This is a genomic window from Bacterioplanoides sp. (assembly GCF_965219715.1).
Classification (GTDB): domain Bacteria; phylum Pseudomonadota; class Gammaproteobacteria; order Pseudomonadales; family Oceanobacteraceae; genus Bacterioplanoides.
On the sequence record NZ_OZ244785.1, the window covers coordinates 3623277 to 3645367 of the forward strand.

The 22091-nt window shown below is 47.3% G+C and carries 17 protein-coding genes; 9 read left to right on the top strand and 8 right to left on the bottom strand.

What is annotated here, in order from left to right; translation table 11 throughout:
* The first annotated feature begins 5 nt into the window (after nucleotides 1–5).
* The 5 genes from ACOQOZ_RS16880 to ahpF all read left to right on the top strand — a co-directional run bounded on the left by ACOQOZ_RS16880 (nucleotide 6) and on the right by ahpF (nucleotide 5565).
* Complete coding sequence (locus ACOQOZ_RS16880; protein WP_420589322.1) at nucleotides 6–554, top strand: hypothetical protein; 549 nt, start codon at nucleotides 6–8, stop codon at nucleotides 552–554.
* Nucleotides 555–567: 13 nt separating this feature from the next.
* Entirely contained in the window at nucleotides 568–2067 is a 1500-nt protein-coding gene (locus ACOQOZ_RS16885) for a carboxypeptidase M32 (protein ID WP_420589323.1), read from the top strand.
* 45 nt (nucleotides 2068–2112) lie between these two features.
* Nucleotides 2113–2898: a potassium channel family protein gene (locus ACOQOZ_RS16890; protein WP_420589324.1), complete on the top strand. Its 786-nt coding sequence runs from the start codon at nucleotides 2113–2115 to the stop codon at nucleotides 2896–2898.
* Nucleotides 2899–3076: 178 nt separating this feature from the next.
* Nucleotides 3077–3634: an alkyl hydroperoxide reductase subunit C gene (gene ahpC, locus ACOQOZ_RS16895; protein WP_420589325.1), complete on the top strand. Its 558-nt coding sequence runs from the start codon at nucleotides 3077–3079 to the stop codon at nucleotides 3632–3634.
* Between the two features lie 377 nt (nucleotides 3635–4011).
* Nucleotides 4012–5565, top strand: coding sequence for an alkyl hydroperoxide reductase subunit F (ahpF, locus tag ACOQOZ_RS16900; RefSeq protein WP_420589326.1), 1554 nt, complete (start codon nucleotides 4012–4014; stop codon nucleotides 5563–5565).
* 320 nt (nucleotides 5566–5885) lie between these two features.
* Here ahpF and ACOQOZ_RS16905 read toward each other — a convergent pair whose 3' ends face one another.
* Entirely contained in the window at nucleotides 5886–8306 is a 2421-nt protein-coding gene (locus tag ACOQOZ_RS16905; RefSeq protein ID WP_420589327.1) for an SIR2 family protein, read from the bottom strand.
* Nucleotides 8307–8683: 377 nt separating this feature from the next.
* Nucleotides 8684–9637, bottom strand: a complete 954-nt coding sequence (locus tag ACOQOZ_RS16910; protein WP_420589328.1) for a LysR family transcriptional regulator — start codon at nucleotides 9635–9637, stop codon at nucleotides 8684–8686.
* Between the two features lie 120 nt (nucleotides 9638–9757).
* On the opposite strand from ACOQOZ_RS16910, the gene ACOQOZ_RS16915 reads away from it, so the two are divergent.
* Together ACOQOZ_RS16915 and ACOQOZ_RS16920 are read left to right on the top strand one after the other, a co-directional pair.
* Entirely contained in the window at nucleotides 9758–10693 is a 936-nt protein-coding gene (locus ACOQOZ_RS16915; RefSeq protein ID WP_420589329.1) for a sodium-dependent bicarbonate transport family permease, read from the top strand.
* Nucleotides 10694–10941: 248 nt separating this feature from the next.
* Nucleotides 10942–11619, top strand: coding sequence for a carbonic anhydrase (locus ACOQOZ_RS16920; RefSeq protein WP_420589330.1), 678 nt, complete (start codon nucleotides 10942–10944; stop codon nucleotides 11617–11619).
* Nucleotides 11620–11770: 151 nt separating this feature from the next.
* On the opposite strand, the gene ACOQOZ_RS16925 is transcribed toward ACOQOZ_RS16920, so the two are convergent.
* From ACOQOZ_RS16925 to ACOQOZ_RS16950, 6 genes are all read right to left on the bottom strand, one after another.
* Complete coding sequence (locus ACOQOZ_RS16925; RefSeq protein ID WP_420589331.1) at nucleotides 11771–12670, bottom strand: hypothetical protein; 900 nt, start codon at nucleotides 12668–12670, stop codon at nucleotides 11771–11773.
* 73 nt (nucleotides 12671–12743) lie between these two features.
* Nucleotides 12744–13403: a trimeric intracellular cation channel family protein gene (locus ACOQOZ_RS16930; RefSeq protein WP_420589332.1), complete on the bottom strand. Its 660-nt coding sequence runs from the start codon at nucleotides 13401–13403 to the stop codon at nucleotides 12744–12746.
* On the bottom strand, nucleotides 13403–14779 hold the full coding sequence (locus ACOQOZ_RS16935) for a leucyl aminopeptidase family protein (protein ID WP_420589333.1): 1377 nt from the start codon (nucleotides 14777–14779) through the stop codon (nucleotides 13403–13405). The genes ACOQOZ_RS16930 and ACOQOZ_RS16935 overlap by 1 nt, the downstream gene beginning before the upstream one ends.
* Nucleotides 14780–14834: 55 nt before the next feature.
* A complete protein-coding gene (locus ACOQOZ_RS16940) occupies nucleotides 14835–16082 on the bottom strand; it encodes a hypothetical protein (RefSeq protein WP_420589334.1) in 1248 nt (415 codons plus the stop codon).
* A complete protein-coding gene (locus tag ACOQOZ_RS16945) occupies nucleotides 16079–17338 on the bottom strand; it encodes an MbnH family di-heme enzyme (protein WP_420589335.1) in 1260 nt (419 codons plus the stop codon). Before ACOQOZ_RS16945 ends, ACOQOZ_RS16940 begins: the two co-directional genes overlap by 4 nt.
* A gap of 140 nt (nucleotides 17339–17478) precedes the next feature.
* Complete coding sequence (locus tag ACOQOZ_RS16950; protein WP_420589336.1) at nucleotides 17479–18366, bottom strand: MbnP family copper-binding protein; 888 nt, start codon at nucleotides 18364–18366, stop codon at nucleotides 17479–17481.
* A 271-nt stretch (nucleotides 18367–18637) separates the two neighbouring features.
* Between ACOQOZ_RS16950 and ACOQOZ_RS16955 the strand changes: the two genes are divergently transcribed.
* Both ACOQOZ_RS16955 and ACOQOZ_RS16960 read left to right on the top strand, forming a co-directional pair.
* Nucleotides 18638–20389, top strand: coding sequence for an alkaline phosphatase D family protein (locus ACOQOZ_RS16955; protein ID WP_420589337.1), 1752 nt, complete (start codon nucleotides 18638–18640; stop codon nucleotides 20387–20389).
* Between the two features lie 594 nt (nucleotides 20390–20983).
* Entirely contained in the window at nucleotides 20984–22027 is a 1044-nt protein-coding gene (locus ACOQOZ_RS16960; RefSeq protein WP_420589338.1) for an AraC family transcriptional regulator, read from the top strand.
* Nucleotides 22028–22091: the final 64 nt, after the last annotated feature.

The window sequence follows — 22091 nt, forward strand, 5'->3', positions numbered from 1 at the left end:
CGAATATGCAATGTCCTAAGTGTAAAACTGAGCCTCTTCACCCAGCGATTCTGGAGCAAGGTTTACCAACACTGAGCTGCAATCAGTGTGAAGGCAGCTCGGTATCCTTGCTTTATTACCGTGACTGGGCGGAGCGTTGTGGTGAAGCAACCGAGGCTGATGCAGTTACAGACGTTGAAGTAGCTGCAGTAGAAGCAACAGGCGATAGCGCTGCGGCGTTATCCTGCCCTAAATGCTCCCGAATCATGACCAAATACCGGGTATCCAGTCGTCACAATAATCGTCTGGATCTCTGTGGTCATTGTGATGAAGCCTGGTTAGATAAAGGTGAATGGCAGCTGCTTAAATCTTTGAATCTGGGCGATCAGATGCCATTGGTATTTACGGAACAATGGCAACGGCGGGTACGTAAACAAGCTTCTGAAGACCTGCGCCGCCAGCGCTTTGTTAGCCTGGTTGGTGAAGAAGCCATACAGGAAGCTGATAAAGTACGTGAATGGTTAAAAGACCAGCCTCAAAGAGCACAAATCCTTCAGTATCTGAATTTTGAGTAGAAGATAAATCCATATGTCTGCTTTCGAAAAACTCGTTAAACACGCTAAAAAAGTTTCTAACTTCAGCCACCTGTCTTCGATCTGTGGTTGGGATCAGGCATCCATGATGCCAGCCGGTGGCGCAGAAGCACGCTCTGAAGCCATGGCAGAATTGTCGGTGCATATTCACGGTTTGCAAACTCAGCCTCAGTTGGAAGAGTGGTTTAACGACGCCGAAAATGAAGCGTTAAATACTGAGCAGCAAGCCACCCTGCGGGAAATGAAACGCAGCTGGCAGCAGGCTAATGTTCTGCCAGAAGCCTTGGTAGAAGCACAATCACTGGCGGGTTCTAAGTGTGAACACGCCTGGCGTACCCAGCGTAAAGAAAACGACTGGGTCGGTTTCGAAAAGAACTGGGCCGAAGTCGTTAAGTTATCCCAGGAGGAAGCGCAGATTCGCTCTGAAGCCACCGGCCTGGGTCGATATGACGCCATGCTGGAAATCTATGAGCCGGGTACCAGCAGCGCATCGCTGGATATCGTCTTCGACGATGTAAAAAGTTGGTTGCCTGACATGATTGATCAGGCGATTGAAAAGCAAGCGTCAGAATCCTTTGTAGCACCAAGTGGTTCCTACCCAACGGAACAGCAAAAAGCGCTGGGTCTGGATGTGATGAAGCTGCTGCAGTTCGATTTTAATCACGGTCGTCTGGATGAGAGTGTTCATCCGTTTTGTGGTGGTGTGCCGAGCGATGTGCGTATTACTACACGTTACAGCCAGGATGAGTTTGTTCAATCATTAATGGGCATAGTGCATGAAACCGGCCATGCCCGTTATGAGCAGGGTTTGCCAAAACATCTGGCGGGTACCGCAGCGGGTGAAGCACGCTCGATGGGTATTCATGAATCCCAGTCGTTATTTTTTGAAATGCAGTTAGGTCGCAGTCCGGCGTTTATCGAACATTTAGCGAAATTATGTGGTCAGCACTTCACCGGGCCTCATTCCACAGGACAACAGGGTTCCGTATTTGAAATCGATAATCTGCAGAAGATTTACACGCGAGTGAAAAAGGACTTTATTCGTGTCGATGCTGATGAATTAACCTATCCGGCTCACGTAATTCTGCGCTATGAAATTGAGCGCGATTTAATTAATGGCGTAATCTCCCATAAAGACGTTCCGGAATTATGGGACGCCAAAATGCAGCATTATTTAGGCTTAACGACAGCGGGTAATTACCGCGATGGCTGTATGCAGGATATTCACTGGACTGACGGTGCCTTTGGTTATTTTCCGAGTTACACCTTAGGTGCGATGTATGCAGCACAGTTTATGGCTAGCATGCGTGAAACCGTTGATGTGGAAGTGGCGATTCGTTCTGGTGATCTGACACCAATCTTTAGCTGGCTTCAGGAAAATCTGTGGAGTAAAGGCAGTTTATTAGCCACGGATGAGCTGGTGAAGCAGGCAACGGGTGATGTGTTAAACGCCAAACACTTTAAAGCGCATTTGCAGCAAAGGTATTTGGGGTGATCTGAACCCACATGCTTATAAGTATATTGGGGATATAATTTAGAAATGATAAGTAAACTGATAGAACAAAAGCCTAAATTCTATGGTTGGGCATACATTATTTTAGTGATTGCCTACTTTTTAATTTATTGCTTTTTTCATTATGATCTTGGGTTGCCTAGCTCCTGGGTGGATAGTGCATATTTAAGCTTGGTTACTATTACTACGCTGGGATTTGGAGATATAACTCCAAATACCGACGTTGGTAAGATAATAGTTTCTTCACAAGCTTTCTTTGGAGTAATGATTTTAGGTCTATTCTTAAACTCTCTTTCACACGAAAGAAGCAAGTCTCTATCCGAAACTGAAAATCAAATTGAAGAAAATAGAAAGGAAGAGCTGAGGAAGAGTTTAGAAATGCACTCTTGTTTATTACTCGACGTTTTTAAATCAGCAAACCCTTTTGCTTGGGACAAACATGCGAAATATAGCACTCCAATGGATGACCTCGAAGACTTTTGCAGGTCTACATACTCAACAATTAATACTAAGCAGAGTAAAGTGGATGAGTTGCGTACAAAAATGCTCCTCGAAACTGTGGATCAAAACTATGACACCCTTTTAAGTTTAACCCCCGTCGCTGCTGAGATTTCAAGCGAGTACCTTCTGGAATGGAGCTCGCTTCTTAGTAACGTACGGAATCTTAAGCAGCAATATGAAAGAACGATAGAGGCCACCAAAGAGGGCGGTTCTCTTAATTGGCCTTCAAATGACGATATATGCCTGCAAGTAAAAGAACTTATCCAAACTAGCCTATTCATAAGTAAGCGAGAAAAAATTCCAGATGAGTGAAGTCTAGGTATTGGTATATCAGTCGTCGATAGCCTCCCTTAATCAACGATTAAAAAACCTAATTAGCCCCTTTGAAAAGATCAATTTAACGAATCACCCGCCGCTCCCTACTATAGATCCTGTTCTTAGTTATTAGGCCTTCGGGCAAATAAATCACTTAGTATTTATGGAGCAAACCATGATCAACACTGAAATCAAACCATTCAGCGCAACTGCCTTCAAACAAGGCGAATTCGTAGACGTTACTGAAGCTGACGTAAAAGGTAAGTGGGCAGTATTCTTCTTCTACCCGGCTGACTTCACTTTCGTATGTCCTACCGAGCTGGGCGACGTAGCTGACAAGTACGAAGAGCTGCAAAAGCTGGGCGTAGAAGTGTACTCAGTATCGACTGACACTCACTTCACTCACAAAGCATGGCACGATTCTTCTGAGACCATCGGCAAGATCAACTACTACATGCTGGGCGACCAGAACGGCAGCATCACCAACAACTTCGGTGTCATGCGTGAAGGCCAGGGCCTGGCAGACCGTGCTACTTTCCTGATCGATCCGGATGGCGTTATCCAGGCGATGGAAATCACTGCTGAAGGCATTGGCCGTGATGCAGACGATCTGATGCGCAAAGTGAAAGCGGCTCAGTACGTTCGCAACAACCCAGGTGAAGTATGCCCGGCTAAGTGGAAAGAAGGTGAAGAGACTCTGGCTCCGTCTCTGGACTTAGTTGGTAAGATTTAAATCTTACACACCTAAGCAACCGATAAGTTTCTTGCCGCCGCATCTGTGATACGTCCCTGTATCTAGATGCGACCGCCACATCCTGTGGCTGCTCCCGAAACTCATCGATTGCACCGGCTTTTCTTAGCCTTAAAAAGCTCCGCTCTGATAGTGGAGCTTTTTTGTATCTGTAGCTCTGCTCTTGCCGGGCAATTAACTTTCTTAATGACCCTTTGTTAGTAAATAGCTATCAATGTCTTTGAAAAGATTGATTTAAATAATTTACAGCAGCTCGCTACTATAACTTCGTACTTTGAATTAAGCAGTGCACATCACTGAGTCCAGGCATACATCAACGGCCTCAGACGCACTGAAACAAACAACATAAGGAGCTCGTCATGCTTGACGCAACTATGAAACAACAACTGGGCGCTTACTTGGCTAATCTGCGTAATCCGATTGAGCTTCAGGTATCGGTTAACGGTTCTGATAAAGCACGTGAGTTAGAAGAGTTAGCGCGCGAAATCGCCGAGTTACACAAGGATATTTCGGTTTCTGTTACCGAAGACGAAATTAACGGTCGCTCGCCAGTGATGACTGTCGCGAAGGCGGGTCAGCCTGCACGCGTTACGTTTGCTGGTGTACCTCTGGGTCACGAATTTACATCTTTGGTACTGGCGCTGTTACAAGCGGGCAGCCACCCTTCGAAAGAAGATCAGGCATTACAGGATCAGGCGAAAAGCCTGACTCGCGAGCTGAACTTCGAAGTGTACGTATCGCTATCGTGCCACAACTGCCCGGACGTGGTTCAGGCTGTTAACCTGATTGCGGCACTGAATCCAAACGTGACCGCAACCATGATCGACGGTGGTGTGTTCCAGCAGGAAGTCACCGACAAAAACATCATGGCGGTACCGGCGCTGTACTTAAACGGTGAGCCATTAGCCAATGGCAAACAAACACTGGCGGAAATTCTCAACAAAGTGGATGACGACGCCGATGCCAAAGCCGCTGCGGCCGTGGCTGATAAAGATCCGTTTGATGTATTGGTTGTAGGCGGTGGCCCGGCGGGCACATCAGCGGCGATTTACGCGGCGCGTAAAGGCATTCGTACAGGTATTGTGGCGGATCGTTTTGGCGGTCAGGTGTCTGACACCGTCGGTATCGAAAACTTTATTTCGGTACCGTACACCGAAGGTCCGAAGCTGGTGGCCCATCTGGAAGAACACGTTAAAGAATACGACGTGGATGTGATGAAGGCACAGCAAGCGGTGGGTGTGCGTAAGACTGACTCTGGTTTGACCGAAGTCGAATTAGCCAACGGCGCAGTGGTCAGTGGTAAAACCGTGATTATGGCCACCGGCGCACGCTGGAGAGAAATGAACGTACCGGGCGAGCAGGAATACAAAGCCAAAGGTGTGGCGTACTGCCCACACTGTGACGGTCCGCTGTTCAAAGGCAAAAAGACCGCGGTAATTGGTGGTGGTAACTCAGGTATTGAAGCCGCGATTGATTTGGCGGGCATCGTGGAACACGTGACGGTTCTGGAATTTGCCGACACCTTGCGTGCGGATGCGGTACTGGTGAAAAAAGCGGAATCGCTGCCAAACGTCACCATCATTAAAGAAGCCATGACGACTGAAGTGATTGGCGATGGTGAGCGCGTCACTGGCCTGAAATATCAGGATCGTGCAACCGGCGAAGAGAAAACACTGGATCTGGCAGGTATTTTTGTTCAGATCGGTTTGGTACCGAATACTGAATTCCTGAAAGATTCGGTGAACTTATCCGAACGTGGTGAAGTCGTAATTGATGAGCACGGCCAAACCAATGTACCGGGTGTATTCGCCGCTGGTGACTGTACTACGGTGCCGTACAAACAAATCATTATTTCCATGGGCGCGGGTGCCACCGCCGCACTGGGAGCATTTGATTACCTGATTCGTAACTAAGTCAGAGTTTGGGGGTAGCCTTTAGATAGGCGTTAGTAAAACAAATTAACAGCAGCACCCTAAGGGTTTAACCGCCCGGCCCACACGCTGTTAGCGCAAGAAACGTGGGCAATAAAAAGCCCGGCGATCATGAAGATCCCGGGCTTTTTTTATTGGCGCTGTCTTTAATAGAGAGTGTGATTTTTTCTTAGGACTATTTATAACGCCCGGCTCACGCGCGTTTTGAACTTTGCCATTTTTGTGGTAAAAATAGAGCGTAGCGAACGGCCACAAAAATGACAAAGTTCAAAACGTCGCTATGCAGCCGCTTGTTAGCTTTGTCACGATGTTTCATTTGAGGCCTTGGATATTTCAATTGCTCTCAACATAGACTCACGGCACTGCACTACCTCTCTTGACCCACTAATTTTCCCTGCTAAATGCTCAATTGCAGATATGACTTGCTCACAACAGTTGGTAAATCTAGATGTTTGCTCGGCAGTTAAAATCTTTTTTCTATATGAAATAAAGTCTACGTACTTTCTGGCCTGTCTAAAAGGAAAGTGTCTATTCGTATTTCTATTCATTTGATCGAGAAGAATTTGATGAGCCATAATAAAAGCGTCAAAATAGTCACTGTAGTCAGAACTATTAGTACGACTATCTAGTAAAAGACGGGCAAAGTGATTGTTTACATCTGTAGTTTCTTTATAATTCCCTTTAGCTAGAGCTTTAGCCTGTTCAAAATATAGAGATGCCTCCTTAAACTCACCGTAGGCCAGACGCGCCATCGCGTACTGAAGCCAAAAAAGGGCACTGCGTTGGCAGAATGAAAGATCCTTTAACGACTGGTAATACCCTATGATTAATTCGTATTTCTTTGGTGAATCTATGATCTTTTCAATCACAGCATACCGTTGAAGTTCGGTGAATACATGATGTAATGTGCGATCTCTCTTTAGTGATGCGAGATTTCTAACATATCGATTTATGTTAGCAAGTAATAGTTCGGGCTTTATAGCTCGTCGTAATAGATAAGAAGAGACAACCGATGAACGAGCCTTTACTTTACCATTAGTAAACCTAACAAACTCACCAGCCTCAATAAAATCATCAGACCGAACAATCTTCCATGCATCCTCACCTAAGATATCGGACAACAATGTTAACCTAGGCGGATGGCCAATTTGATTTAAGAGGAAACTCAATATAACAAGAGAAGCAGCATCCCCTTCCCTGCAAATAGTATCTTTTGCAGCACTCTCTATCCTTTTTCCAACTTCTGACTGTTCAAAAATTGACAATATAATTTTTGATACGGCCCCTCCGCAGTCAACACTGATGTACGATTTCTTTTCCTCCTTAGATAAATCTGCTCTCTCGCCCCACAAGCCGTGCACAGAAAGTAAATGCGAAAAACTCTCGACGTCATCTTCGTTCAACCGATTAATATCTATAGGGAAATAATCACTTGGCAAATACTCTTCGTATTTATTCTCACCTAGCTCATATAAGGTAGTCCTGACACATATAAAGACAGTAATTGAATCTACATTTAGATTTAGTAACCCATCAACCACTTCAAATCTATCGGAACTTTCGTCAATGAATATTGCGACTTTCCCTTCTTCTGATGCGACCTTCCGAATATCTGATTCTCTATTCAGATCAAAATCTGAATCCCAGAATACCGTGTATCCTTCAAGTGACAAAATATGTGATAGCTGATTTTTTAGGATTGTTTTTCCATTCCCTAAATCGGAGTGGATAAGAAACCAACTCCTTCCATTATGTAGTTCTCTTAATATTTCATTTACTTCATTCCTTCTTATAAATGCTTTTGATTGCTGCTCAGCTAACGACCATATTACATGAGATTGCTCTACCACTCCCATTGTTAGAAAATCTATGCAATCTGTATCTTCTGGCTTGGAGGGTTTTAGATTAGAATCGTACTTCTTTAGCCATGAGAACGTATACTCGGAAACGTCTTTAGGTACTTCTGAATTTCTAAGTATCTCTGCAAATTTTTCAATACCTATAGCATGAACCTCTCCGTAACTTTCCAATGGTGAGGTTGTTATTTCGTCAGCTCCAGGTGCGACAATAAAGAAGGTTCTTTTCTTTAATTCTGGAGACGCATATAAAATTCTTGTTACATCAATATCTGCCAAAGAATAACCAATAAAAATAATGCTCTTAGCATTATTCATATCCTGCCTAAGTTGTTGAGCCCATTTATTTGATGAAAATGATTCGGATGAGTAGCTAGAGTGAGTAAGCTTAATTTGTTTCAATAGGCTATTTATTGTTAGGTTCGTTATGTGACCATTAATATGAACACATAACTTTTTTGCGGCTGTCGGTGCTAAATCTATCGTAATTGGCTCCCACTTTTTCCCATTTTGGAGAGCTGCATATTCGAGACAATCGTCGTAGTTCGTGGTATAGACTCGCCTCCAGGGAGAACTAGCAACATCAACATGATATTGCTGAACTTTCCTTGTAGTGAATGAACGAGAGAGCTCTGCTAAAAGACCATGTTCACCTTTCTTAGATACATAATATTGTCCAATTACAGGCAAATCATAATTTCCAGATGAACCTACTAGGCTGGCAAGATGAGATGAAAATTCTCTGGCATCAGGAATTTTATTGTCAAGCTCAGGATAAGAGTTTTCTGCATTAAATGAAAACCCTGCCCCAGTGAATAAGACACTATCTCCACGCAACGCATGAATAATTGCTTCTTCTAAGGTCATATGTCTATCCCTTATCCATCTATATTATAAGTACAGCCGTTCTCTAGAGCGGCCCGGTAAACTAAACTTTTGACTTCCGCAAAATAGTAATGAGGAGCTACATATAAGCTAACATTTTAATAGTGCGCCCTTGCAAGGTTGCCTGCCTTGCAAGCTACAACACCTTACAAGGTTGAAGAGGCTCTTCTTACATTCGGATATACAACTGATTTCGCTCTGAAACCTTCCTTAGCAAGATCATTCCCTTTCAAAAATTCGTGCGCACACGCTATTTCGGTTGCCGCAGCCTGATAGATTTTATTGATATTTAAATTATCAGCAACTTTTATTTGCTTCTGCTTTAACTCTTCCTAAGCCCTTATTTGAGCCTTCCTCAGCTAGCGCTGAAAACTTTGCTCGATCACTGCCGAATTCTCCTGCACATAATTAATAAACGCCTGCGCCGCCGGGCTGGGTTGTTTCGCCGACGGATACACCAGGCACCATGATCGTACCAGTGGAAAGTCCGTCACCGGAGCGATCTCTAATAACCCCAGTTCCAGTTCTGCCTGAATCCCCAGTTTGGGTACCACGGAGACGCCTAAACCAGCAAGAATCGCGTGTTTCAGTGCGTCGCTGGAGCCGAGTTCCATATAGGGCTTAAAGTTGAGTTTGTGTTCCTGGCAATGAATTTCCAGTGCCAGACGGGTGCCTGAACCTTGCTCTCTTACCAGTTGGGGCAGGTCGAGAAATTTCTGAGCGGATAGCGACTTTCCTGACTTCTTCAGTTTTTTTGCCATGGGATGATCATGGCGCCACACCGGCACCAGCTCATTATCGAGGAAGGGAACCGAAGTGAATGGTCGCTCACTCGGCACCATACCCATAATCACCAGATCATCGCGATTGTTCTTCAGTCGCTCAATGGCGTTGTGGCGGTTCACAACATGTACCTGGGTTGCGACGTTGCTGTGTTGTTTGAGGAAAGGCTGCAACAGGTAAGGCACCACAAACTGTGCTGTATTCACCGCAGCGATACGTAAATCGCCGGAGATATTACCCTCCAGTGCGTGCAGGTTGGCCTGCATATTACGCAGCTCTTCGAATACTTCATTCACGCTTTGGGCAACCACGTCACCGGCCTCGGTGCGGTAGAGTTTGCGGCCAACGTATTCAAACAGCTTCTGACCCAGAGCTTCTTCCAGCTGTTTTACCTGAGCACTGACTGCTGGCTGTGTCAGACCAAGCAACTCTGCCGCTTTGCCATAACCGCCTTGCTGGTCGACGGCCTGAAATAGCTGCAACTGGCGCAGGCTTAAACGATTAACCAGACGCTGAACGGTCAGAGGCATAGCGGCTCCCGGAATACATAAGTTTTTACTTATGCTATTCAGAAGAACTATTTATTACAACTGATGAATCTCTTTGGTTACAGTGGCGCCATTTGCAGTCGCTGTGGTCAGGAGCCGGTTATGCCAGATATTGTTGTGATGTTTTTCCTGTTGGGTCTGGTTGCCGGTGTCTTACGTTCTGACCTGACGATTCCCAAGGCGGCTTACGACACCCTCAGTCTGCTATTGATGTTAACCATCGGTCTGAAAGGTGGGATGGCGTTACACGGAGCGATTGAATGGTCGCTGGTCATTGAGTTGCTGGCGGTTGCTGCCATAGGTGCCGTCATTCCTCTGATCTTGCTGCCGTTGCTACGGGTGTTAGGCGTTAACTTGTCCGACAGTGCCAGCCTGGCCGCGCATTACGGTTCGGTGAGTGCCGGTACCTTCGCCGTTGTGTTGGCTTATGCCGAAAGTAACAACCTGAGTTTTGGTCCACAGGCCACCTTGTACTTGGTGATGCTGGAACTGCCCGCGATTATTGTCGCACTGGCGCTATATCGCCGCTTCAGTGAAGACACGGTCACCGCCAGCCGGATTGAACTCTGGCACGAAACATTAACCAATCGTGGTGTTGTGCTACTAACCGGCGGTGTATTAATCGGCTGGATGTACGGTCCGGTGGAAGGTGCTGGTGTTACTGAGTTATTCACCGGTGCCTTTAAAGCGGTCTTAGCACTGTTCCTGTTGGAGATGGGCTTAACCGCCGCCGAGACATTACGGCCGATTCCATGGAAGCAATGGCGCTTACTGGTATTCGCATTGGTTGCGCCGCTGGTGTTATCGCTGTTTGGTATCCTGGTGGGTTCACAGCTGGGTCTTGAAACCGGTTCGCTATTGATTCTGGCAACGCTGGTGGCCAGTGCTTCTTATATTGCTGCACCGGCAGCCGTCAGAACGGCGATTCCAAGCGCCGATATTGGTTTAGCCATGTTGTTATCTTTGGGCGTTACTTTCCCGTTTAACGTGATGGTTGGTATTCCTTTGTATCATGCTTTTATTGAGGCGTTTGTTTAATCCCGGGCACACCTGAAGTTTAAGTTGAAGGGGATTCCCGGTTGTTGTTAATGGCGAGGTTTTAACGATTTGGTTTTAACGCACAGTTTTTAACTAGCGGCTTTAACAATTCACTCTTTCCCTGACTTTAATGAAGTTGGACTAATGTCGCTGGGTTCGCTAAGTAAAATCACGTATGCTTGTTCTCCACAGATAAAAATATCCCTTAAAAACTAGGGGAAATAACAGCGACAAAAGGTGAGAACACTGTGGATTTAAAGATTATCGAAGGCGTTCTGAACTTCCGTGAGAAAGTCTATCCGGAGCGCAAAGACCTGTTCGGCACACTGGCAACCGGTCAGAGCCCACACGTTTTATTTATTACCTGTTCCGACTCCCGTATCGACCCTAACCTGGTAACCAGTGCCGACCCGGGCGATCTGTTTATTTGCCGCAACGCTGGCAATATTATCCCTCCGCACAGCAACGAAACCGGCGGTATGACCGCATCGGTAGAATATGCCGTGGCAGTTCTGGGTGTGGAAGATATCGTTATCTGTGGTCACACTGATTGTGGTGCGATAAAAGGCGCATTAAATGTTGAGCAGCTGAAAGGTCTGCCACACGTTAAAGAGTGGTTAAGCCACTGCCGCAGTGCGATGGAAATTGTTCGTGAGCGTAACGGCATCGATACAGAAGCTTGTATTGGTCATGAGCATCTGGGTGAAGCGATTGAAGAAAACGTGTTACAGCAGCTTCAGCATTTGCGTACTCATCCGGCGGTTGCGGCTAAATTAGCAACCGGTAAAGTGCGTTTGCACGGCTGGGTATACGATATTGAAAAAGGCGATATGCGCTGCAGCGATGGCGGTCCGTTTGTCGATTTTCAGGATCAGTATGCAGCTGAAATTGATGCGGTTAACGAAAAGCGTTTTTTCTCGAAGTAACAAGCCTCCTATATAACGTAGCTGGATAGAAAAGCCGCAGAAATATGGCTTTTTATCCGCCGGATAGAAGGCACATCCCTGTGCCTGCTATCCTAACGCGACTTCCTGTCGCTGCTTTAAAAATCCATATATCCACGACTTTCCTTTAGCTTTATCGGCCAAAATAAACATTCATCCCCAGGGCGATACCCGGATCTGCTTTAAAGCTATGGCTTTTCTGCCACTGAACAAATACCTGTGTATCTAAAAATACCCAATCGGAATAAACGCGACTGCGATGCCCGGCAATAATTTCATGCTGTTTGGCTTCGTAACCTTTTTCTGTGGTGGCGTAGCTGGAAACCGCCAGTGAAATACCTTGAGCATGATTGAGTTTGCGCCGCCAGTTAATTCCAAACGCCAGGTTCTGGAAGTCCTGATTCGAGTAATAGCGGTAGTCGGCGTACAGAGTTTGCTGCCAAAGTTGGCTTAAGCGGGTCGACAATGATGGCTCGATTACCAGCTGGCTGACGTCTTCACTGGTGTAACGATAGGCGCTATCCAGTTCAAACTGGTTCTGATTAAACCGGGATTTGTGATCATAAGAAACGCCGGCAAAGATCGCCTTAAAGCCGTTATGGCCTAACTGATATTTAAGCCTTGGCCAGTGAAAGCCAGAAACATCCAGGTGAATCGAAGACGTTTGTTTTTTGGTTAAAACGTTACGGCTTTTATCGTTTTCGGGCAGGGGATCGTTCGGTTCGATCACCAGATTAATTCGCTTATTCAGGCGCGAGACGGCCTTGTTCAGGTTATCCAGCCGTACCTTGGTGCGCAGCTTATGGTTAAAGCTGTGTTTCTGCTCGCGGCTGTAGAGGGAATTCACGGTAAAATCGAACACCAGCTGCGAATTGTCCTCGTGCTCTCCGGCATCCCCAAAAAAGCTGTCGATATCGACGATAAAGGTTTTCAGGTCTGAGGATACATCGTTGTGCAGTTTATGCAGTACGTTTTCAGCCTGATTGGCATTGGCAGGTAGCGACAGCATTGACGAGATCAGTGCTGTCCACATAAGTGATACGGCACCACAGGAAAAACAAAAAGGGGGCGATTTCAACTTGGTCATAACAGTGATCTCCAACGGCCTATTTTTCGCGGTATTCCGGTAAAACCAGATTCCAGCGAATCGCCATCAGGCGGGTCATAAAAATAAAGCCAATCACTACCGCGGCTGAAACTGCCTGGCTGATCTGATATTCGTTCATCACAATTAATATTAATGAACCGATCCAGGCCACGGTGGCATACAGAGTATGTTCGCTGCGGAACACCACCGGAATTTCGTTTAATAAAATATCGCGCAGAATACCGCCGGCGACACCGGTTAATACCCCCATAAAGCTGGCAACCAGCCAACTGACTTCTAACGAGAGCGCTGCCTGAGTGCCAGCGACTGTGTATAAACCCAGACCTGCCGCATCCGGCACAATAAACCAGCGACTGGAGAGGCGGATGGAGCGTGCCAGGTAGAAGGTAAAAATAGCCCCGAGCCAGGTGACAATTAAATAACTGTCGTCGTGTACCCAGAACACATCACGATCAAGAATCACATCACGCAAAGTACCGCCACCCAAGGCGGCACTGAAGGCAATAATCATCACGCCGAATAAATCGAATTGTTTACCACGGGCGTCCAGTACGGCAGCTGCCGCAGTAAATACCGAAGCAAACATGGTCGACCAGTACAACACCTGCTCGGTGCTCAGGTGTTGTTGGCCAAAAAGGAGTTGAGTTAAATCGGGCATTATTCAGCGTTAAAACGGTTTTGCAGATAAGAAAACACAGCACGGATTCCCATGGCTTCACCACCGGTCGGGCGGCCAGGTAATTTACGCTGGTTCCAGGCCATCACATCAAAGTGTACCCACGGCGTATCGTCAACAAAGTGCTCCAGATACAGGGCGGCGGTAATAGCACCACCAAATGGTCCGGGTACCGAGTTCACCATATCGGCGACGTCGCTTTTTAACATGTCGTTGTATGGCTTATGCAACGGCAGTTGCCAAACCGGGTCCGTCACTTTATTGCCGTGCTGCATTAAATCACCGGCCAGCTGCATTTGATTGGTAAAGAAGCCTGGCAATTCGGTACCCAGTGCCACCCGGCAGGCGCCGGTGAGGGTGGCAAAATCAAACATAATTTCCGGCTTATCGTTAACCGCTTCGGTGAGTGCATCACACAGCACCAGGCGACCTTCAGCATCGGTGTTATCAATTTCGACCGTAGTGCCTTTGCGGGTGGTAATCACGTCACCCGGACGGAAGGCGTTAGCGCTAACGGCATTTTCCACCGCAGGAATTAATACCCGTAAATTCACCGGTAATTGCTGCGACATAATTAAATACGCCAGGCCTAATACCTGCGCTGCACCACCCATATCTTTTTTCATCAGGCGCATGGCAGCTGCGGGTTTTAAATCAAGGCCGCCGCTGTCAAAGCAAACGCCTTTACCTACGAGGGTAACTTTCGGGTCTGAACTTTTACCCCAGCGCAGATCGATTAATCGCGGTGCATGATCGCTGGCACGGCCAACGGCATGAATGGTTGGGTAGTTTTCAGTTAATAAGTCGTCACCAACAACCTGAGTGACACTGGCGCCAAATTGTTCGGCGATGGTTTCGGTGGCAGCGGCTAAATGCTGCGGCATCATATCGCCAGCCGGAGTGTTGATCAGATCCCGGGTCCAGCTGACGGCTTGCACCATATCGCGGGATATTTTCAGCGCGTCGCTGTCAGTCAGTACTAATTGAGCCTGCGGCTTATCGTTACTTTTGTATTTTTCGAAACGGTAGGCACCGGCTCCCCAGGCAAACGCAATCGCAATTAACTGGTCGGTGTCGCTGATGTTATCAATCTGATATTGGCCAGCGGGCAACTGAGAAGACAGGTCACCGGCAGCAAAAAAGTTATCCAGTGTGTCGCATACAAACAGGGCCTGTGAGGCTGAACCATCCGCTGCCGGAATCAGCTGTGTGCCTTTGCCGGTGTAACCGCAGCTTTGCAGCCAGGTTTTGCAGGCGTCGGTTTGTGCTTCCAGCCAGCCGTCGTAAGCGGAATGTTCCAGAATCGTCAGAGGTACAATCGAGCTGGCCTGATCGGCGGCTAATAAAACAGCGGACATAAGGTGTGGACTCCTGAATGTGAATCCACACAGTATAGAAAAGAATGGCTGGCGCTTAAAAGCGGAATGACTGTTGTAGGTGAATTTCCAGTCGCGCAGGGTAGGATTGCCAGCCCTGGCCATCGCTGTATAACAGCTGCAGTTTCTGAAAACGGGAAAGTTGCATCGTTGCCATCCAGGTCAGTCGTTGTGGCTTATTACCGGCGTTGTTCAGACGTGAGTCATCCAGTTTGTTATCACTGGTGTTGCTCACTTCGGTATCGGAATACAGATAGTCGTAACGCATTCCAAGTTGCAGCTGCTGACTGCTGTTAGACCACCACAGCTGGTGGTACTGACCCTGGCTGTTTAATGTCAGCTCGGCAATATCACTGCTTGCACTGTTGCTGCGACTGTACAAGCGACCATCTTCCTGACGCTGGCTGTATTCGCCCTGATAACTCAGCTGGCCAAGATGGTTCATCGGGTAGCTGAGCTGAATACCGGCGCCCCAGTGCTGAATTTTGCCATCAAAAAATTCGGTGAACCCTGAATTGGTGTGAACATGGGTGTTGCTGCTCAGATCAAACAGAAACATACCGCGATCATTAACATCGGCGTAGTAACCATTCGCCAGAGCTGTGACTTCCAGTCCGGCAAAACGCTGGTTTAACTCCAGTTGATACAAACCTGCAAGGGTATTTTTCTTACTGTTTAAATGGTCGCCACCCAGCAGGTTGAGTGAATGGTTGATCTGCCAACCGGCGAATTGCTGCTGCAGTTGCAGGTTAATACCCGCATCGGCCAGTTGATCTCCCCAATACACTTTATTGACCAGCGGCGACTGAATAAAGGTTTGAGCGTGTTGGTGCTGATGATTTAAAAAACCGATACGCGGCAAATATTTACCCGCCGTCAGTTGCAGCTTATGTGTGTGCCAGTCGTTACGAACCCAGGCCTCGGATAATTCACTGCTGCCACTGTGGTAAGCCAGCGCCAGTTTGCCAAAAATCGCATCGCTGTTGATCGCCTGGGAAAGGGTTTCCGGCAGTGGCCGCTGTACACTCAGATCGGCGTGATCAAGGCGCAGTCCAGCGCTTTCCTGATGTTGATTGGTCGGTAAAAAGCCGAGCATATTCGGACCGGATTTTTGGCGATAAACCAGATCCGTGTCCAGCTGCCAGATTGTGGCCGTCGACTGATCAGAGTTTGCAGAGCCATGATGGTTTACAGAGCCCTGAGAAGGTGCAGCAGACAAATGACCCGCCGACGCCAGTGCCTGGCCGCTGATGCAGGTCAGAATAATCATCAAAGCCGACTTCATAACGACGAGTCCTGTGCTGTGGTAAATGGATTGGCGAAACGAGGATCGTTAATAAATTCGTGATCCGTCAGACTTTTCAGGAAGTTCACCAGATCGGCCTTTTCCTGCGCCGTTGCTTCAAAACCGGATACGAAGCCATTGGCTAATTTATTCGGATTAGCACGACCATCTCCGGCGAGGTGACTGATGGCGTTTGCCGGTTGCCCCAGTGACTCGTTAATAATGGCCAGATTATCGATGTCCCCCGCCGATTGAATCTGACGACCACCGTTGGCATAAAACTCGATGACGCCTTCTAACGTTTGAATACTGCCATCGTGCATATAAGGCGCGGTCAGTTCGATATTTCTCAGAGTAGGTGGGCGGAAGCTGCCTTTATCTTCTGCTTTACCGGTTACTTCAAAGGCGCCCTGGTTGTTTGCCGGGTAATTACCATCCTGACTCAGGTTATACAGGCCATTGTTAAAAAAGCGTTGTGTTGGAATCGCAATGGAGCGGGCGGTGGTGCTTGATAAAGAGAAATTAAATGTGTCGTGGCAGTGAAAGCAATCTGCTTTTTCACTGAAGAATAAATCGCGGCCGCGTTGTGCGGATTCAGATAATTGCCCTTTATCAAACGCGGAACGATCGGAAATTAAAATACGATTAAATGACGCCAGTGATTTAATGATATTCGCCAGGGTAAAAGGATCGGCTTCTTGTGGAAACGCTGCCTCAAATAATTGCTGATACAACACCTGATCACGAAAACGCTGCAGAATCTGTTGTAGGTTGTTGCCATTAATACCGATCTCTACCGGGTTTGGTGCTTCGGCCGTTAATGGAATTAAAATCTGCTGTTCCAGTGTGGTCAGCTGTGGGTTAGCCCAGGTGTAATTAATGTTGTAGGCGACATTGGTTAACGTCTGAGAATTACGTGCCAATAAATCGTTGGTGGTGCCATGGGGCAGTGCTTTGCCATCGGTAAACGCGGATTTCTGCTCATGGCAGGATTCACAGCTTTGTTGTTCATTAACCGACAGACGTTTGTCGTAAAACAGGTGGCGGCCTAATTCAATTTTTGCATCAGTCAGCGGGTTATTGTCGGGAATTACCGGCATGGCAAAGCCACCTTCCTGACTCAGTTGCAGCAGGGTAAGGCCTTCCTGCTTATCAACGGTTTGCTTGCGTTGGTATTGGGATTCTTTACAGCCACTCAGTGCCAGTATGCTGGCAATCGTGGCAATGATCATCGGCAATTTACGTGAGTTATTCATCTTGGTGATCATCGTTGTGAGCAAATAGTCCGCTAAATGGTGGTATTAATCGTGTGACGGAAAGCAGGATGCGTTCTGAAGCAGGCCGAAGCCTGCTTTATCCGCGGTTGTAACGTTTCAGTACTGATACTGTTTCGCGGTTATTTTTTCGCCGTACGAACCCAGCTCTGGCTGTCACAGTCATTGTTTTTACATTGACCATCCGCCAGGTTCAGACCCAGTGCTGAAAACACCTTGCTGCATTCCGGGTCGCTGGTGCCTGACATACAACCCGGAGCACCGCCGGCATCGCTGCTGATGTCACTTTGTGCGACCAGGTTGGCGTAATCGAGAATAATTTTATCTTCTGCCAGATTGATATTACGGAAGCTGTAAGTTGGGCGGTTGCCATTGCTGCACACCGAAGTCGGATCGGCTTTACCGTTGCCACTGCACGCGGTTGAACCCAGGTGGATATTCCAGCCTGCGACATCCATACGAGCGTGTTTGTAGCCTGCAGTCCAGTTCCAGTGCATGGCAATTTCTTTCGCCAGAATGCCGCTGGTTTTGGTTGCGTCGAGGTGGTTGTATTTTTCCGGAACGCCAATGGTGAAACGTACCCGGCTGTAGTCGTCGGCTTTATCGACCGTACCCTGAATGGTGTTGTTTTTCAGGTTGGTGCCACAGAAGGCCAGTAAGCTGATTCCACGTTCAACATCGGCGGTGGTGGCTGACTTCAGTTTTACAGGTACAAAATCGCCGCTGGCTGTCGCAACTTCCAGTTCAGAAATATACAACCCAAAGTATTTGATATCTGCAGGGGTATTATTGGTACCAACGGTTTCGGTGTTGGCGTCACACTTCAGTTCGCTGCTGTTTAACTGTGCTGCAAATTCCAGATTGATATTCTGAGTTGTGCCAGAGCCATTGCCTGAATTGTTGTTGCTTTTGTTATCGCCTGAGTTGCTGTCGCTGTCTGAGCCACAGGCTGCTAAAGCCGCCGTTACAACCGCTGTTAGCGCTAACTTACCGAATGTGTGAACCTGCATGATCTTCCCCCTGATACCTTGCTGTGAATATAGGGCGTAATTATCGGTGTTCGTCAGGCGTCTGGGGTGTGACAGGATGTCGCACCAGGGGAACTTTTGCCGCCAAACACGGGTGAAACTTGATATTGCTCAAGGTTATAAATGCTTGTGCATCGATACCCCTGTCATGCTGGTGCAAAAAAAGCGCAATCTTACGGTCAGAAAACAGCCACGCAGATGTCATCAGTGCCACGCTAAATAGCCGTCATAACTCAGCTTAACCGGGCTAATTATGTCGCTATCCCCAACGCCGCTGACACGCCGACAATTTATGTTCCGCAGTGTGGCTGCTTCCGCGATTTCTTACACGGCTTACAGTGATTCACCGGAATACGCTGAGTTTCAGCACCGTCAGTCTCAGAATACTTTTCCTTTTCAGCACGGCGTGGCCAGTGGTGATCCGTTAACCGACCGGGTTATTTTATGGACTCGTATCACACCGCCACGCAGCGATTTTTCTCCGCTGCCGGATTATCCGATTCATTATCGCTGGCGAATCGCGCTCGATGCGCAATTTACTCAGCTGGTGAATCAGGGGCATGGCAGTACCGATAGCAGCCGGGATTTTTGCGTAAAAGTTGATGCCAGTGGTCTGGCTCCGGGCCAGAGTTATTATTATGTGTTTGAAGCACTGGGGCAGATGTCGGACATCGGTCGTACCAAAACGCTGCCACAGGGAAAGGTTGAGCATCTGAGGCTGGCGTTTACTTCCTGCTCCAATTACGCCCGTGGTTATTTCAACGTTTATAAGGAAATTGCCAAACGTGCAGATCTTGATGTGGTGCTCCACCTGGGAGATTACATTTATGAATACGACAATATCGAACAAAGCCTGACGACAGGCCGGTTACATCAGCCAGCACATGAAACCCGAACGCTGCAGGATTATCGTTTGCGCCATGCCTGTTATAAAACCGATAAAGATCTGCAGGAAGTGCATCGCCAGCATCCGTTTATTGTGATTTGGGATGATCATGAAGTGGCGAACAATGCCTGGGGCGCCTTGGATAATCTTGGCACGACAGACGGTGGTGCCGATAACCATCAACAACATGAAGGCGACTGGCGTCAGCGTTTATCAGCAGCAGTGCGTGCCTATATGGAATGGATGCCGATTCGCGAGCAATTTAATCAACAGGGTCAGCATCAGGTGTATCGTCGCTTTCGTTTTGGCGATTTATTAGATCTGAATATGTTGGATACCCGACTGGCCGGTCGTGATGTTCAGTCGGACGATCCGGATATTCGCGATGACCAGAATCGTACGTTGCTGGGCTATGAGCAGGAGCATTGGCTGGAGAACAACTTGGCTCAGGCACAGCAAGACGGAGTTATCTGGAAGCTGCTGGGGCAACAGGTGATGATGGCGCAATTCCAGCTGAGTAATTCACCGCTCAACCATGATCAGTGGGATGGTTACCCGGCGGCGCGCCAGCGTTTGTTTGATCATATTCGGCAAGCCCACATCGACAACTTTGTGGTACTGACCGGCGACATCCATTCCAGCTGGGCGCTGGAGTTAAAAGATGATCCGTTCAATGAAAGCAGCGGTGAAGCGTTTGGCGTTGAATTAGTAACCCCAGCGGTAACGTCGCCAGGTATTGAAAGTCAGACCCGAGCCGCACTTGCAGCGGCTTCACTGGAATCACTCCTGCCTCATCTTAACTTTGTTGAATTCTTCCACCGTGGTTATGTGCTGCTGGATATTAAACCCGAACGTATTCAGGCCGAATGGTGGGTTGTGGATACGGTTGAAAGTCCGCGTTACGCCAGTGACTGCCTGCGTGCTCTGACCATTCCTGCGGGTAAGTCACAGTTGCAGCCCGTAGCAGACATAAGCCGCGCCAAATCTTCTGCGCCGCTGGCGCCTGCATTTTCATCATCCTTTGCTTATTTGCGGCAGTGGCGTGGAGGACGGATAACAAAGCCAACCGCTACACAAATGATTGGCAATGAGCTCTTACTGAGTTCTGTCAGCCGATAGTCATCCACTCAGGCTGATGTGTGCCCAGGTCTGTATTGAATAACTCAAGTTTTCCACCCTTTCTGTGGATAAGATTTTGGATAAGTTTGGGGTAGTTGTCGCCAGCCCGCATAACATGGCCCCTTTTGTTAAATCGGTGAAATTTTAACCTATCTGTCACATTTCTCCGGAGTGCACACCCCGTCTGGCCTTGCAAGCAATTTATCAAAGAAAATCAATGTCTTGAGGCGCTTCAAAAGTGTTTGATGATTTCTTCACGGATATCAGATGTGCTGTGGAAAAGTCTGTGATTATTCTTGGGAAATACAGTGGAATCTGTTGTAGATAAACTTTCTGCAAGGGGTTTGGCTAAATTCTTGTGGATGTTATGCAGTTCGGCTGAAGGGTTTATCAACAATGGTTGGTGTGCTGCTGGAGAAGGGCTTGTTAACTGCGGCCAGATGATTGTCGCAAATCCGTAACAGTGTATTTCCGGTCAGAATGTCAGGCTGATCTGCAAGCTGAATAGCTAATTTGCATGTAGAATATAGCGCTTATTTATGTGGCTCCGATGCCACATGTAATAATCCCAAAAAATAAAAACTGGTTGTTATTATGCAACGAATTATCAGTGTGAACGATAAGGTCATACCTTTTCAGCACCATCCACTGACCTTAATTAATTACGTTCTGCGTGACCGCAACGGTCATATCGAAAGACTTCTCGACAATAGTGGAATCACTGTTTCCCAGTTTCAAAACCCCGACTTAATGATCAGTTACCAGCAATATGCACAGTTGGTAAAAAACTGTCTTGAGCAAACCGGTGATCCGTTTCTGGGGCTGGCATTCGGCAAAGAATTAAGTGTTCATAGTCATGGTTTAATTGGCCTTACGGTACTGAATCAGCCAACCGTTGCTGACGCAGTTAATACCGCCATTAAATACAAAAAAGCGGTTTCGCCGATCACCACTTTGTCGCTGTTACCTGCGGCTGACGAGGTTGAAGTTGCGGTTGAAGAAGCATTAGGTTTTAAAGAACTGGAGCAGTTTTTTACCGAAGTGTTGTACTCCAGCTTTATGACGGGATTTCGAACACTGACGTGTGACGAGAATTGCTGGATTCGTTTTTATTTTAAGTACACAGTCGACGAAAAAGGCATTGAAGAGTATCAGAAATATCTGGGCCCTCAGCTTTTGTTTTCACAGCCCCGCAATCGTATGCGTTCCGACGCCGCTTATTTTCAGCGGAAGATTATGATCTCAAACAGCGTTGCTGCACAGGCCCTGGAAGAGCAGGTACGCAAATTGTTTCGCCGGGTTGCCAATCACGAAGGTATTATTGGTTTAATTCGTGGACTGCTGGTGGCGCCACAACATGAATTTCCGTCGTTGGAGCTGACCGCTGAAAAGATGAATACCAGCACCAGTACCATCAAACGTAAATTACGTGAGTACAATACGTCGTATCAGAAAATTCTCAACGAAGTACGTATGGAAATAGCAGTCGATTATTTACAGAACTCTGATAAATCGATTAAAGAAATCTGTTACGACCTGGGATATCAGGAGCCATCCACCTTTTCACGGGCGTTCCGTCAGTGGACCAATATGTCGCCGCAACAGTATCGCGATCAGTATCGGCGTACAGCGTGTTAAAACATCATAATAAAAACCCCCGCTGCTGCGGGGGAGATTTTATAGCGAGCCTTAATGAGTGTTT